The organism is Bartonella sp. HY038, from assembly GCF_014117425.1.
In the GTDB taxonomy this organism is placed as follows: Bacteria; Pseudomonadota; Alphaproteobacteria; order Rhizobiales; family Rhizobiaceae; genus HY038.
This window is the reverse complement of record NZ_CP059725.1, coordinates 477,031-492,535: the sequence shown is the minus strand read 5'-3', so window position 1 is coordinate 492,535 and position 15,505 is coordinate 477,031. Positions and strand designations below refer to the sequence as shown.

The 15,505-nt window shown below is 37.5% G+C and carries 14 protein-coding genes and 3 pseudogenes; 5 read left to right on the top strand and 12 right to left on the bottom strand.

Going from position 1 to position 15,505, the window contains the following annotated elements; translation table 11 throughout:
• Positions 1-17: 17 nt before the first annotated feature.
• Entirely contained in the window at positions 18-581 is a 564-nt protein-coding gene (locus H3299_RS02020) for an SMI1/KNR4 family protein (RefSeq protein WP_182418673.1), read from the bottom strand.
• A gap of 192 nt (positions 582-773) precedes the next feature.
• Between H3299_RS02020 and H3299_RS15620 the strand changes: the two are divergent.
• Positions 774-890, top strand: a pseudogene (locus tag H3299_RS15620) (IS6 family transposase); the annotation flags it as partial.
• An 18-nt stretch (positions 891-908) separates the two neighbouring features.
• On the opposite strand, the gene H3299_RS02015 reads toward H3299_RS15620, so the two are convergent.
• Together H3299_RS02015 and H3299_RS02010 are read right to left on the bottom strand one after the other, a co-directional pair.
• Positions 909-1,451 (bottom strand): hypothetical protein, encoded by a 543-nt coding sequence (locus tag H3299_RS02015; protein ID WP_182418672.1) that lies wholly within the window; start codon positions 1,449-1,451, stop codon positions 909-911.
• A gap of 11 nt (positions 1,452-1,462) precedes the next feature.
• Positions 1,463-2,326 (bottom strand): hypothetical protein, encoded by an 864-nt coding sequence (locus H3299_RS02010; protein WP_182418671.1) that lies wholly within the window; start codon positions 2,324-2,326, stop codon positions 1,463-1,465.
• 210 nt (positions 2,327-2,536) lie between these two features.
• Here H3299_RS02010 and H3299_RS15615 point away from each other — a divergent pair.
• A pseudogene (locus H3299_RS15615) lies at positions 2,537-2,653 on the top strand (IS6 family transposase); the annotation flags it as partial.
• Between the two features lie 18 nt (positions 2,654-2,671).
• On the opposite strand, the gene H3299_RS02005 reads toward H3299_RS15615, so the two are convergent.
• Positions 2,672-3,217, bottom strand: coding sequence for a hypothetical protein (locus tag H3299_RS02005; protein WP_182418670.1), 546 nt, complete (start codon positions 3,215-3,217; stop codon positions 2,672-2,674).
• A 207-nt stretch (positions 3,218-3,424) separates the two neighbouring features.
• Between H3299_RS02005 and H3299_RS02000 the strand changes: the two genes are divergently transcribed.
• Together H3299_RS02000 and H3299_RS01995 are read left to right on the top strand one after the other, a co-directional pair.
• Positions 3,425-4,282 carry a hypothetical protein gene (locus H3299_RS02000; RefSeq protein WP_182418669.1) on the top strand — a complete coding sequence of 286 codons (858 nt, stop codon included), beginning with the start codon at positions 3,425-3,427 and terminating at the stop codon, positions 4,280-4,282.
• A gap of 8 nt (positions 4,283-4,290) precedes the next feature.
• Positions 4,291-4,509, top strand: a complete 219-nt coding sequence (locus H3299_RS01995; RefSeq protein WP_371739824.1) for a recombinase family protein — start codon at positions 4,291-4,293, stop codon at positions 4,507-4,509.
• Here H3299_RS01995 and H3299_RS01990 read toward each other — a convergent pair.
• From H3299_RS01990 to H3299_RS01960, 6 genes and pseudogenes are all read right to left on the bottom strand, one after another.
• The gene (locus H3299_RS01990) at positions 4,500-5,063 is read right to left on the bottom strand and encodes a hypothetical protein (RefSeq protein ID WP_182418667.1); all 564 of its coding nucleotides are present in this window, start codon (positions 5,061-5,063) and stop codon (positions 4,500-4,502) included. The two genes, H3299_RS01995 and H3299_RS01990, sit on opposite strands and share 10 nt — an antisense overlap.
• Before the next feature lie 237 nt (positions 5,064-5,300).
• Complete coding sequence (locus H3299_RS01985) at positions 5,301-5,990, bottom strand: GAD-like domain-containing protein (protein ID WP_182418666.1); 690 nt, start codon at positions 5,988-5,990, stop codon at positions 5,301-5,303.
• Positions 5,983-6,489, bottom strand: a pseudogene (locus tag H3299_RS15610) (polymorphic toxin type 15 domain-containing protein). The gene H3299_RS01985 and the pseudogene H3299_RS15610 overlap by 8 nt, the downstream one beginning before the upstream one ends.
• Before the next feature lie 20 nt (positions 6,490-6,509).
• Positions 6,510-6,740, bottom strand: a complete 231-nt coding sequence (locus H3299_RS01970; RefSeq protein WP_182418663.1) for a hypothetical protein — start codon at positions 6,738-6,740, stop codon at positions 6,510-6,512.
• Positions 6,741-6,764: 24 nt separating this feature from the next.
• Positions 6,765-9,272 carry an ABC transporter permease gene (locus tag H3299_RS01965; protein WP_246708184.1) on the bottom strand — a complete coding sequence of 836 codons (2,508 nt, stop codon included), beginning with the start codon at positions 9,270-9,272 and terminating at the stop codon, positions 6,765-6,767.
• A gap of 101 nt (positions 9,273-9,373) precedes the next feature.
• Positions 9,374-10,051 (bottom strand): ABC transporter ATP-binding protein, encoded by a 678-nt coding sequence (locus tag H3299_RS01960; RefSeq protein WP_182418661.1) that lies wholly within the window; start codon positions 10,049-10,051, stop codon positions 9,374-9,376.
• Positions 10,052-10,534: 483 nt separating this feature from the next.
• On the opposite strand from H3299_RS01960, the gene H3299_RS01955 reads away from it, so the two are divergent.
• Positions 10,535-11,254: a Bax inhibitor-1/YccA family protein gene (locus H3299_RS01955; protein ID WP_182418660.1), complete on the top strand. Its 720-nt coding sequence runs from the start codon at positions 10,535-10,537 to the stop codon at positions 11,252-11,254.
• A gap of 109 nt (positions 11,255-11,363) precedes the next feature.
• Here the strand turns inward: H3299_RS01955 and H3299_RS01950 are convergent, their stop codons facing one another.
• Both H3299_RS01950 and H3299_RS01945 read right to left on the bottom strand, forming a co-directional pair.
• Positions 11,364-11,741 carry a zf-TFIIB domain-containing protein gene (locus H3299_RS01950; RefSeq protein WP_182418659.1) on the bottom strand — a complete coding sequence of 126 codons (378 nt, stop codon included), beginning with the start codon at positions 11,739-11,741 and terminating at the stop codon, positions 11,364-11,366.
• 193 nt (positions 11,742-11,934) lie between these two features.
• Entirely contained in the window at positions 11,935-15,411 is a 3,477-nt protein-coding gene (locus tag H3299_RS01945) for an autotransporter outer membrane beta-barrel domain-containing protein (RefSeq protein WP_182418658.1), read from the bottom strand.
• Positions 15,412-15,505 lie beyond the last annotated feature (94 nt).

Sequence of the window (15,505 nt, the reverse complement as noted above, 5' to 3'; positions counted from 1 at the left end):
TTTCCATTACGAACACTTTATAAATTATAACGTTCTTTTATGACTTCTTCACTATTTAACTCTTTTAACATATCAGTAAAATTTGGTGCTACATAGCCAATTGTATCCCAATCGTTCATTGATGTGCCAAAAGTCCAAACGGATAAATCAGGATGATATAAAATATTACCAAAAGTTTTTGGGCGTAAATCGATGAGTAATGATGCATTATCATCTCTAGAAAGAGGAAGTAAAGTTTTAGGGAGGCGTGGGCCAATTTCATCATTGTAAGGTGATGGGTTTTGATACCATTCTGTAGCCCTTATAATAAGCTTAGCCCATTGAACTAAAGACAAATTGACTTGAAGTTTGGCACCATCTAAATAATCAACTTTAAACCATCCACAATTATTCTTTGGGGTTGGAGCAACCGTTGAATATTCTAGCATAAACTCCACAAAGTCGTCAGGCAGACGAGAGTCAACCATATGTTCAATTTCCTGTAATTGTTCTCGTGTACTAGGCTCATAAAATCGAGGTCCTGCGGCTTTTCTTTGCAAATAAGCACCGTAAACAATTGGATTTATTGCTTCTAGATTCATTTTGTTTCTCCAACCTTTTCGCAAATATTATTCGTAATCTGTATTAACGTTAAAAATAAGAAAACTTGAGATAAATCTAATCCTCTTGGGCTTTCCTGTTTTAGCGATTCATAGTGGCTCAAAAAATTAAAGAATAAATTATTTCAAATATAACGGTTGATTGGGCAAGGAATGATTTTAAAGCCAATTTAAATAATACGGCACTTTGATGCGATAATTATTATTCAGGTGGCAGCCAAGTATCTGCGTTATTGTTTAAGCTATAGAGATATTGAAGAGCTGTTATTGGAGCATGGCATCAAGGTTGACTTGAATTAAACCAATCGTTCATTTATAAATTTCACGCTCCAAAATATTAATTGATCTAAAATCCCTTTTTTCATCTTTGAAAAAAATATATTCGCTCGCCCTATTTCGCTTTCTACATGTAAAATGTTGAAATTCGTTTACATCAAAAATATAATTAGCTAGGCGTTTAAATTTTTCGATAATGTTATTTTTAAAATTATCATCTAAATATTTTTCTTTAATTATAAGTTGGCAGCTATCATTTTCTCCTTGTCTACCAGCGTAGATTTTATTGAGAAATTCAAATTGCACGTCATATTCATACAAATAGTCAGATTCATTTCCAGTACTAGCAATACAAAAAACAGATATTTTATCTAGATATTCATTTAAACTAATCAATTTTTTGTTTACCCTATTATATTTTCTATAACCTTTACTATCATAAATATTAGACTGATAACCAATATGAGTAATATCCAATCCCATATCAGCAAATATTTCATTTGCTTGGCGATTAATTATATCGAATTGACTATCTTTGCGGATAGCGCCCCAAAATATATATGAATGAAATAGCATAATCATTAATCCTATTGGTGCAAATTAGGTATAGTTTTAATTATACCTGAACCTATGGCCAAAAAGACATCATTAAGAGTCTTAATTTCAAATTTTAAATAATTTTTATTAGGAAAATCATATTCATCTAATTCATAATCACCACCATATATAGATTTATATACTTCATTTAATCTATCATTACTAATAATACTTGAAAATATTAAACTATATATACATGATTCCTGATGATTTTCTTGATAATAATCTATATAGCTCTTTTTAATGGACCGCAAATTATTACCTAAAAATTCAAATTTAAGCAAATTTGTATATTCCCACAAAATGCTATTACCGTTAATAAAGTCCATAAAAGCATATGCTGAGCCAACGGTAATACATGAGTCAAAATTGCATTTATGGCAAATATTTAATAAAAAACTAGGCCAATCACATACATCGGCATCAATAATCAATTCTTTTTCAAAATTTTTACATTCTGGTCTAATAAGTCTAAAATGGCCAATTGCCGATATATAAGAAAGCCTTTCTTTATAAGAAATGCTAGAATGAAAACTTTCAACGATACCGTTTTTTATTATTTTTTTTAGGAAAAATAATTCTTTGTAATTTATAGGATTTACAATCATTCCATAAAATATGTTTTTTGTTTTTTTAGCAACAATAAAATCAATATCTTTAATTATGGTTTTATCATAATAAATTCTTATCATTAAATAGTCGCAGTCCATATCAACCCCATCTATAATCACCTTATGGTAGATAAGATTTCCAAAACTATGCAACATATTGCCTGAAAGGCCATAAACACTTTGATTAGTTATGTAAGCAATCTCTTCACCATCTTTCATGACATTAATGGAGTAAGTAATCATAATATTTCTTAACCTTTTATTTTTTATTTAGATCTTTTCGCAAATATTATTAGTCAACTGCCTTAACGTAAAAAAATAAGAAAACTTGCGACAAATCTAATCCTTGGGCTTTTCTGTTTTAGCGCAGCATAGTGGCTCAAAAAATTAAAGAATAAATTATTTCAAATATAACGGGTAATTGGGCAAGGAATGATTTTAAAGCCAATTTAAATAATACGGCACTTTGATGCGATAATTATTATTCAGGTGGCAGCCAAGTATCTGCGTTATTGTTTAAGCTATAGAGATATTGAAGAGCTGTTATTGGAGCATGGCATCAAGGTTGACTTGAATTAAACCAATCGTTCATTTATAAATTTCACGCTCCAAAATATTAATTGATCTAAAATCCCTTTTTGTACCCTTGTAAAAAATATAATCTCCAGCTTTATTTTGGCTTCTACATGTATAATGTTGAAATTCATTTACATCTAAAATAGACTTAGCTAGGTGTTTAAATTTTTCGATAATATTATTTTTAAAATTATCATCTAAATATTTTTCTTTAATTACAAGTTGGCAACTATCAATTGGTCTTTGCTTGTCGCCAGCGAAAATTTTATTGAGAAAATCAAGTTGTACGTCATACTCATACAAATAGTAAGCATCTTTTGCATTATTAGTTATATTAATATAATAGATATTATCTAGATATTCATTTAAACTAAGCAATTTTTTGTTTACCCTATTATATTTTCTATAACCTTTACTATCATAAATATTAGAATCATAACCAATATGAGTAATATCCATTCCCATATCAGCAAATATTTCATTTGCTTGGCGATTAATTATATCGAATTGACTATCTTTGCGGATAGCGCCCCAAAATATATATGAATGAAATAGCATAATCATTAATCCTATTGGTGCAAATTAGGTATAGTTTTAATTTTACCTGAACCTAAAACTACTGAGCCAGTTTGACAGCATGCTGTGATTTGACTACCTGCATTTTTCATTTTATCATTTAATTTAACATGTTTTATCAGTGCCTTACAATGAATAATTGTCACTTAGCTAGGCAAGACCCTAAAATATAATACGTTAGGAAGTTTTATGATTTATTACCACATTAATGTCATGAAAGACGATAGAGAAGTTGCCTACATAACGGACCAAAACGTTTATGGCCTCTCAGGCAATATGCTGCATCAAATAGGAAATGCTATTTATCATAAATTGATTGTTGAAGGTATTGATATCGACTGCGACTATTTAATAATAAGAATTTATTATGATAATACCATAATTAAAGATATTAATTTTATTATTGCTAAAAAAACAAAAAACATATTCTATGGAATGATTTGCTATCCTATAGCTTATAAAGAATTATATTTTTTGAGGGAAATTATAAAAAACGGTATTATTAAAAAATTTGATCATGGAACTTCTTTTAAAGAAAGGCTTTCTTATCTATCAGCAATTGGGCATTATCAGAGTATAAAACAAGAACATAAAAATTTCGAAAAAGAATTGATTATCGATGCTGATGTATGTGATTGGCCTAGTCTTTTATTAAATATTTGCCATAAATGCCAATTTGACTCATGTATTACCGTTGGCACGGCATATGCTTTTATGGACTTTATTAATGATAATAGTATTTTGTGGGAACATACAAATTCACTTAAATTTGAATTTTTAGGTAATAATATAAGGTCCATTAAAAAGAGCTATATAACTTATCGTCAAGGAGATTATCAAGATTCATGTATTTCTAGTTTAATTTTATCAAATATTATTCGGGACAAGCGGTTATATGAAATATATAAGCAAATGTTCTTTGATGCTTCAGGATTAAGTGAACAAAGTTGGCCATATAAAGAATTTTTGCATTATGAAAATAGTGTACTTAACAATGTTTTTTTGGCCATAGGTTCAGGTATTATTAAAAAGTACGGATTAGATTGATACAAATAGTGTCTGATAGGCTCTTTTTTCATGTGATGGCAAGTTTAGCACAAATGGAACGAGAATTGATTATTGAGCGCACGCGGGCTAGATTAACAACAGCAAGACAAATGGATCTCATTGGTGGCCGCCCACGTAAAATGACCAACAGCAAATTTAGATCTGCCAACCATCTTTTAGCCAATGGTGTTCCGCCAAAAGATCTAGCCAAAAAACTTTATTTATAAATTTTACGCTCTAATACTCTAATCGAAGCAATATCTGGAATATCCTCAACTTTCTTTCCTTCTTGATAACTATCAATTGCAAAATGTTTTTCAGTAACAAAGTACTGATACTCATTTTTATCAAGAACGATATTGGCTAATTGTTTAAAAATTGGCAATATTGCTTCTTTAAAATTGTTCGAAATATATTGATTTTTAAGCACAAAATGACAGATATCTCTTTTAGGATTAGGACCAACATGATCATATAGTTTAAAATTTTCTTCTCTTATCCCTATCTGAATGTCAAAATTTGATAATATTTCAGATTCTTTACCCGTATAATCAAATGTTACATATGCAAGGTTATCTATTTCTTCATCAAAACAACGAAGCTTTTTAATCACTCTTTGGTAAGTTCTATAACCTTTACTATCATACTTCTCAGAGTGATATCCGATATGAGTAATGTTTAAATTTAAATGAGAATATATGTCTTTAATATATTCATCAACGGTGTTGAATTGAACATTTTTGCGAATTTCTCCCCAAAATGTGAAGGCGTGATAAAGCATACTGTAAACTCCATTCAATATAACCTATCAAAAATGAGGCAGCCAAGTTCCTTTAAAAGGAAAATCTGGCGCAATAAGCTGCCATTTTTCTCCAATTATTGATGTGTAAATTCTATCCTCTACCAGTGAACTGATCCGAAATTAAATATCGCCAAGTTTTATGTGACAAGGATCGTCACAGTGCATTGGTACCCGCTATTTATTAATAAAAATTTTTGTCAACAATACCTTAATTAATTATCCAATAGGCCTAACTTTAACAAAACTATTACCATCGCTAGATGTTGTTGTTAGATAGAAAGTATCTAATTGAGCAAGAATAGCAAAATGTTCAAAAGCTTGAACTTTTTTTATGTTTTCAATTCTATTCATTGGGGTATCACTACCTCCTAATAAAGCCAAAGCAGGGAAATAACCATAGCATTGCCCCATATCTAGCTTACCATAGTGTTCTAGACAACGCGCAAACAAGGGCTCATCATTAAAATCATAAAACTCGATAGATCGTTTCTTTGGTAACATTTGGGATGCGATATGGTCTGGCGTCGCTTTAACCTCTTGTTTATAGATCAAAAAATCTGAAAAAACCATACAGTCAACCAGATTAATTTTGAAATTATATAAAGTACTAGACCAACAATATAAGTCTCCAAATGCCGAATAAGCATAAACATGGACGTCTTTATGATGGAAGTCTTTATCAGCTTCAAAAATTAAGGCTAAAATAGAGCGCATGTCATCTGGGTTACATAATTGTAAACCACGGTCAAAAAATGAACAAAATCCAAATTCATTTAAAAAACCGGCAAATGAGGGTGGAAATATTTCATACATGCGCGTTATAATTTCGGGTGAAAGTTTTTCAATGTCATCAGGTTGTCCATTTGTATCCAAATAATATTGAATGTTTTCATGAAAATTAGTCATAATCGTATTTACACCTTCCTAATTCAATGTTCATTTTTTCGTTGTGCAATCCATTTTTTTGTATTTTTTTGACTTCATCACGCAAATAATCAACTCTACTCATACCATTTTTATCTTTTGTGGACACCCATTGGCTACCAATCGACCTATTAGCGTTAGAGTCATCTAAAACAGGATTACCATGTTTATCATGACTAAATGCATTTGGATCGCCACCAACCACCATATCTAAAACATGAGTTGCATCAAGATTTTTCATCTTTTTAGCAATGTCAGAAGCAGATTATTTTTGACGTTTTAAATAGTTTTCAAAAGCTTTACGATGGTTAGCTTGCGCTATGGAATTTCTTATTTTATCTGTTCCTCCAGCAGCGTCGATCCTCGAAAAAGCAGCAGCCATCTCATCAACCGTCATGTTATTAATAGCCGCCATTTGCTCGTCTAGTTGCTTTTTAAATTCAGCGGCCTTCCCCTTTTTGGGTCCTGTGTAACAAGGAATTCTCCTTTTATTTGAACCTATTATTCTTGCACCATCGTTTCGGTCGTTGTTATTATTACCATTTGAATTCTGATTATCAGATTTATCATTATGGTTCGTTGCTGATACAAAGGCAAACGGGTTGAATTATCCTTTACGGTTATTTCTTCAACCATGCCTTCAGCAATTTGAAGCTGCAACCAATTACAAAAGCGTGCATATTCATGAAGCGAATGAAAAGCATCGATTGGATACCAAAGACAATTTTTCATTCGCCCCTCTATTTAGTCTAATTATCACAATTCACGCAGCCAACGCGATGGTTTTTGCCCTAAAATACGCCATGTGCCAATAAGACCAAAACCAACACTTAGCACCAAGGCAGCAACCAAAACCATAAGCCCTGTTTGCGGCAGTAGTACTGCATCAAGATCCATACGAAAACGTGCCATAGCAAGCCCTGCCGCACTGCCTGCGATGAAGGCAAAAACTGCGCTAACAACGCCTAAAATTATATATTCATATAAAAAGGCGCGAATAAGCACTTTGCGGGTTGCGCCAAGCGTTTTTAGCACCACCGCATCATGGGTTCGGCTACGGTTACCGGCGGATAGCGCGCCTGCCAACACTAGAATGGCGGCAAGCAAAGCAATAGAGGCAGAGGCGCGCACACCAAGACCAATTTGATCAATAAGCTCTCGTGCATTGGTGATAATATCTTGCACTGATAAAATTGTCACCGAGGGAAAATCCTTACCAATAGCGCGCATTAATGCCACATCTTCAAGCGTGCCATCGCCTTTTTTAAGCGTTCCCATCCAAATATGCGGCGCACCACGAAAACTATTGGGCGAAAAAATCATGACGAAATTCATATTCATCGAATCCCAATGCACTTCTCGCAGGCTAGTAATTTTAGCCGATATTTGTCTGCCTAAGGCGTTAACGGTTATCATGTCACCAAGCTTTAAGCCAAGTGCTTTTGCTTCATCATTTGACATGGATACTTGCGGTGGGCCATCATAATTTTGCGGCCACCATGTGCCTTCTTTTAGTATGGTCGATTGTGGTACATTATCTGAATAGGTAATATTACGATCACCGCGCAGCACCCAACGGCCATTTTCAGCGACATTGGCATCCTTTGCCTCGACATTATTAAGCGCGGTGATACGCGCCCGCAAAGTGGGCATAAGCCGCAATTCACCCTTGGGATCATTTTGAGCGATCAAGGCACGAAATGCCGGCTCTCCATCGCTTGGAATATCAAGGAAGAAAAATGCTGGCGCATTGATCGGCACGGTATCGCCAAGTTGCCGGCGCAAATTACCGTCAATCGTCGCAATAGCAACAAGCAAAGTTAGCCCAAGCCCAAGCGCAAGCACAATGGCACTGGTTAAGGAACCTGGGCGATAAATATTGCCAATAGCAAGGCGCAAAGCAGGCGCGCGGACATGGGAAACCTTTTTGGCAAGATATTGGATAATAATCGCCAATAGCCGCAAAACAATGAAAACACCAATAACGGCAATAATGAAAATAGCCGCCATACGCCGATCATAAGCGGTAAAAACCGCCATGAAAGCAATAGAGCCAAAAATCAATGCGACAATAACAAGATAAAGCCGCGCAATTTTAACCTTGCCAGAAAAGCCCATAGCGCGAAAAAGGGTAGTGACCGGAATTTCACGCGCGCGTGCCAAAGGTATTAACGCAAAACCAAGCGTGGTTAGCAAGGCAAAAACTGCACCATTTAATAGGCTAAGGTAGGAAATTGACCAACCACCAGCCAAAGGAAAATAAGAATTTAATATTTGTCCAACAATCGGCGGTATAATCAGCGCAAAAACAAGACCAATAGCAATACCGATAAAGCTCAACAACACGATTTGGATTAAATAAAGCCAAATAACAAAATTACCCGAAGCACCAAGCGATTTTAGCGTGGCAATCACACCGAATTTGGTTTCAAGATAGGCACGCACCGCATTGGCGACACCAACACCGCCAACCACCAAGGCCATTAAGCCAACGAGGGTTAAAAATTGCGAAAAGCGTTCAATATTACTGGTTAATGCCGGCGTTGCATTGTCGCTATTGCGGATAATCCATAAATTATCAGGAAATTGCTTTTTAGCCGCTTCATCAAATTTGGCAACTTCAGCTAATTTGGCGGCAGGAACCGCTATTTTATAGGTATAGGTAAAAAGGCTGCCCGGTTGTAAAAGACCGGTTTGCTTCATTGCCTCTTCTGACAAAAACACCCGAAGTCCTAATTGAAAGCCTTCCGATAACAAATCAGGCTCATTTTCCACCAAGCCTCTGATTTCAAAATTTGTGTTGCCAAGGGTAAGCTTATCGCCAATATTCAAATCAAGGCGCTGGGCTAAAAGCGGCGCAACAACAACACCATAAGTGCCATTAATATTTTTGACTTGATCATAAAGATTATTGGAAAATTTGCCATCATTAAGCTTAACTTTGACACTGCCATAAAGCGGATATTTGTTGTCAACTGCACGTGCTTCAGCCAGTAACTGGGTTTGGTCACTGCTGCGCCGTGCCATGGTGCGCATCCAAAGGCTAGAAGACACATTGCCCATGCTTTCAAGATAGCTTAATTCTTGTGGGGTTGCTTCCTTTTGCGTCATCGAAACGCGCAAATCACCACCAAGCAATATTTTACCTTGGGTGGCAAATTCTTGGCGTATCATATCAGTAATACCACCAACACCGCCGATTGCCGCAACACCAAGGGCAATGCAGCTAAGAAAAATATAAAAACCACGCAGGCCACCGCGCATTTCACGCAAAGCAAAACGTAAAGCCAGTTTTAAACTGGCAAATTTTGATAAATTATCAACGGCTTTTGAAGCAACCGTAACGCTATCATTTGGCTTCATGCTCATTGCCCTGCTTCAAGTTCGCCATTGCGCACATGGATTTGGCGGGCGCAGCGCGCCGCTAATTGATTATCATGGGTAACAAGCACCATGGTGGTGCCGTTGTCTTGCGCGCGCTTAAATAAAAGATCGGCAATATCTTGCCCTGTCGCGCTATCAAGGTTGCCGGTTGGCTCATCAGCAATAATAATTTTTGGTCTTGGCGCTAAAGCTCTTGCAATAGCAACGCGCTGTTGTTCGCCGCCTGATAGGGTTGCCGGATAATGGTTTAAGCGGTGGCCAAGGCCAACCGCTTCTAATTCCTGGCGCGCGCGATCAAAAGCATTTTTATCACCTGCAAGCTCTAAGGGAACAGCGGTATTTTCAAGCGCCGTCATATTGGGAATAAGATGGAAGGATTGGAAAACAATACCAATATTGCGGCCACGAAACAATGCCGCTTCATCTTCATTTAACTTTGAAATATCACAATCACTAATTAACACTTCACCGCCATCAACTTTTTCAAGCCCGGCAAGCACCATTAATAAAGTAGACTTTCCTGACCCCGATGGCCCGACAATGCCGATAACCTCACCCTTATTAATTGTAAGTGAAATATTTTTTAACACATGGACTTTTGAAGCACCCTCACCCAAGGTTAAATCAACATTTTTTAAAGCCACCAATAAATCTGCCACGAACAACTCCACTCACATAGGTTTTAATGCATATGATGATTTTAATGCATATGATTTTAGTTGTAAGCAAAAATAAGCCAAGTTTATGGTTAGCTTTAAAAAATCAACAAAATAATAGTAGCAAAGAAAAATAAACATCAAAATAGTGCAGCCAATCAATGAAGTTTTACACTTGATACTTTGTGAAAAAGCAAAAAAAGTTAAATTAAAGGCTTGTTTCTAAAACTATAAATCGCCATAATAATAGCAAGGCATGCTGGAGTTCCGCCAGCGGAGCCTGGGAGTTTAATCAGCGCTTTGCTCTTATTTTAAAATTTAGTGAATTTTTGCTATCTCTCAAATTTTAAGACAAGATGTATAAGTGTTAAAATGACGGACGAAATATAAATATCAATCCATCATAAAATTGGCATTTTTTAGCATTAGCATTCTAAATTGCTTAAACGACCGACACCGGACGGAACGCACGCAAAGGATTATATTATGGCAGATTTTAATAATATGCGCACAACAACAATTGCGCGCGGCGATGCATCCATTGATCTAGGTTTGCGCAGCTATATGCTTGGCATCTATAACCTGATGATGGTTGGACTTGCAATTACAGGCATTATTGCAATGGCTGTTGCTTATTTTGCAGCAACCAATGTTGAATTTTTAATGTTCTTGTATCGATTTAATTTTATCCTAATTCTTGTACCATTTGGCGTTGCTATGTTTTTGCAATTCCGGATTGATAGTTTGTCGACATCAACAGCAAGAACTCTATTTATTGCCTATGCAGCACTATTGGGTGCGTCTTTGGCACCGATATTCTTAGTTTATGATGTTGCCAGTATTTCACGCACATTCTTTATAACAGCGGCATCTTTTGGTGGTTTATCACTTTACGGTTATACAACCAAACGCGACCTTAGCCCGATGAGAACATTTTTAGTTATTGGTCTTATCGGTTTGGTTATCGCATTGCTTGTTAGCTTGTTTGTTGAATCATCAGCTATGGACTTCATTATTTCTGTTGCAGGTGTGTTAATTTTTGCAGGCTTTACCGCTTATGATACCCAAAAGATCAAAGAATTATATTATGCAGGCGACCATGACGAAACACGTGGTAGAAAAATTGTCATTGGCGCGTTGCACCTCTATCTCGACTTTGTCAACCTATTCTTGTTCCTTTTGCGTTTCCTTGGTAACCGCAATTAATATGAAGCGAATACAAATATAGTGTAAATAAGTATTGTATAAAAATGAAAGCCCCGTTTTCTTTTAGAAAACGGGGCTTTTTATTAGTTTCAGCCTATAGCTTTTAAATTTAATCACCAAACTCAAATATCTCACTTAAGAATGATTTTTTACGGTTTTTCTTACCATCATGATAGCGGTCGTCATAACGATCTTTTTCATTATAGCGATCCTTTTCACTATAACGCCTGTCCCCATGTCTATCATCACGCGCACGCTCATCGCGATAGGAATCATGATGCGAACTTGCGGCTCTTGGCGGCTCATAAGACGTATCCGCCCGCCGATCACTCACATCCCGCTGGTTCATTTCCTGCGAGCCACGCTCTAAAATTTTATCCAATTCGCCACGATCAAGCCAAATACCACGACATTTTGGGCAGTAATCAATTTCGATACCACTGCGCTCACTCATGACCAGAGTTTCACCATCAATAGGACATTGCATTTTATCTTCTCCAATTTACCAATCTTCTATGTGGATATGGAGAAGGGCAATTAAAAGAGAACAAAACTAAATTCCTGCAAATTGTGTGATGATATTGCAAAGCATTTTGCATGAAACTGATATATTTGTGGCAATGGGCAAAATTTGCTATTTCACCCATTGTGAAAAATTTTCACGCGAAAATTTTAGGTCCTTAAAATTGATATTTTATTTTTGCGCCACCGCCACCACCTTGACGCTGGCCAACAAAGCCTTGACCATTGACATTAATGCTAAGTGCATCATTATCAGCAATTGGATGGAACAAGAAACCGGCTTCAAAAATACCAGTTGAGCCTTTTAATGACGGCTCTGCCAGACTTAAGCCATAGGCATTGGCGCTAATTACACCATCAAACTCATATTCATATGCCGCGCCAAGATAGGGCTTGAATTGCTGGCTATAAGCATAGCTATAGCGCCCACCAAGTTGCATGCGCGAGCTGTTGCTTTTATCAAAATGCAACCGATCCTTGCCAATATTGACTGTATCGCCATCCATATGCATCCACAAATAGCGACCATAAACATCTAGTGCTTGCTTTTCATCAAAGTTTAAAACATAGGCAACAGCTGCATGGCCACCATAATAGGAAACCTTGCTATCATAGATACCGCGATAACCTTCGCCATCAATTAAATCATTGCTACCATCAAACTTATTGCGGGTTTTGCCGCCTCTTATTGAGGCTTCAACATAAAGGCCGTCGGCCTGATCTGCGCCAAGACTTGCAACTCGGCCAAGACCAGTACCATTAAATTCCATACGGCCAAAAATACCACCGCCCTTATAATTTACATCACCATCAGCATGAACTGAACCATAAGTGGCAAAATTATTATAGGTATCATAAGTACCGTGACCATATTCAAAAAATGAACCAAGGGTTACTTTATGATTTGCCTTGGTTTCAAAACCAGTAGCAAGGCCAACCGCCATATTAAAACCATCAATATCAACATGACTACCGGTTTTATAGCGCTGGGTTGAGCCATTAGCGATCATGAATGGAATAAAATGAGGACGATATATTTCATCTTCATTGGCGCGAACCATGATACGAATATTGTCAATGCCAGCAGTTGCAATCAAATCATTGGCTTGATTAAGGAAGGCAAGGCTGGCAATGCGCCCTTCTGAAAATGCTTTACTGCGCGGATTAATATATCCTGCAGGTTTTTCAGGTTTAATTGATGTTTCATCGGTATCGCCACCGCCATTACCTCCGTCTCCCCCATCGGTTTTACCATTGACTTTTAGCACAAATCTATTGTCGTCAGTCACTTTAACACTAACGTCATAGATAATGAATTGGCCTTGAGTTACTTGAGTTGGCGTTGCTGCTGGAATGCCAACAGCCTTATCAATCATGGTGATTTCATCACCTGCGTTTAAACGATTGCCATCATTAACCATTGCAACGCTATGGTTGGTATGGTCCAAATTGACAGCATCATTGCCGGTAATATGGATAAGTACATCATTATTGACGACAGAGCTTGGCAATAGCCAATTATAATTTTCAAAATTATAAATGCCACGTACACTACCGCGATATTCATTAAGATTGAGTGTATTTCCAGACATAACTTGCTGAAAACCACCATTAATAGATCCATCACCATTTATACTATAGCCGCCAAACAAGGCGCCTAAAATACTAATATCATGACCTGACAAAGAAATAATATTATTAATCGCATTACCGCCATTACCAGCAATTGCAGGACTGTCAATACCAGCACCGCCTGCCCCACCAATGGTTAATCCACCGTAAACATCACCTGAAATACTCGTTTTACCAGCAATGGAAATACGATTTTGCGAGGTATTACCGCCTTGACCTCCAGTAACACTTTCGGCACTACCACCACTTGCGCCGCCAATACTAACGCCACCAAAAACAGACCCACCATCAAGACCTATGGCTCCCTTACCAGCTTCACCACTAAAAGCTGTTGCCATTTTGTTTTGTCCACCAGTCCCTCCGCTACCGCCTGCCGCTCCAATAAGTGTTACATCTTTTAAGGTAATTTTGTTATTAATAACATTTCCGCCAGATCCACCTTGTGCATTATTGCCACCAGATCCACCAATGCTAATACCACCAAAGACAGAGCCGCCACCAAATCCGCCGGCTCCTCCGCCAGATGTACCAAAACTTGGTGGCCTGATAATGTAACTATCACCACCTTTACCACCATCCCCACCAGATGCGCCGCGTAAAACGACATTAGATAATACAACCTCATTACCATCAACTAAACCACCAGAACCGCCTGTTGTATAGTTTAAATAATGTATATCAGTTCCCGAAAAGTCGTAAGTTCCCATACTGCCAGCAGCACCAATGCTCATACCACCGACAACAGAACCACCACCCAAACCACCGGTTCCACCGCCGCCACTACCAAACCATAAATTGGATCCCACCCCGCCATTACCACCTGTTGCCCCTTCAATGGTAACGTTTTCCAAGTAAACTCGGTTGGCTATAACGTCTCCGCCTCTACCACTTTCTACAGCTGAAGACGCATAGCTAATACCTACCCCACCGATACTCACACCCCCGAAAACCGATCCTCCACCAAGACCAGCTGCACCGCCAGCAGTTGCAACAGCGTAATCACCATTACCCCCACCGCCACCTTTAAGCGATGCATTTTTAATTACGACGCTATTTTGGCTGACTGTACCGCCTCTTCCTTGATTTATTTTTATATCATCTAATGTAGTAGTATTGGTTCCAGAAGCACCGCCAATACTTAGCCCACCAAAAACGGAACCGCCCCCCATACCGCCGACACCTGCAGCCGCCTGCTCTACTACACCAGCAAGAGTACCACCTGCACCACCATTTAATACAACACCGTTAAGTGATACTGAATTAAACTGAACATCACCACCCGCGCCCCCTGCTGAAACCGTATGGCCTTTTGGTAGACCTCCAAAACCACCGATGCTTACTCCACCAAAGATAGATGCACCACCAAAACCTGCAACAGGTGATCCGGTATAACTGGAACTTGCGTTGGTTGTACCCGCATTACCACCTGCGATAGAAACATTACTTAACGAAACACTATTATAACTGACAATCCCACCATTGCCACCGCTTACTTCATCTGAAAGTCCTGTCGCATCGCCTACACCACCAATACTTAGCCCACCAAATACCAAGCCGCCGCCACTGACAAATAAAGCTTGTTTATAAAGCCAAGCATCATCGCTCGACACAGTTTCACTTGACCAGTCAAAAGCTACATTTTGCATTAAAACAGCATTGGATGAAATATCTGCACCATTTTGTGCTGGCGTAGAATTACTACTTGTGGCACCAATATCTATTCCACCATAGATAGCATAAGGTGCATTGATAGCATCGCCGGTTGTTTTCCATAATGCTCCAGTTCCAATAACTGTAATAGTATTATTAGAAGAAGCATGCGTTGAATAAAGGCTTACATGCGGATCCAAGTTTAAAAGTGGATCGGGTTGAAGCACTGCTAAATTTGTACCATCATACTCAATGACATCAGACCAAGCGTTCCCCAATATCGCAGCTTGAACAAAAACCGTTACAAGCGCTATCTTAGAAACCGAGTGCAATATTTGTGGGGAGACACGCATAAAATATTCCTTAATATTTAATTGATTGCTTTTAAAAAAATATTATTAAAATATCAATTACTTTTTAACTAAATAGAATATTATGTCTAAACAA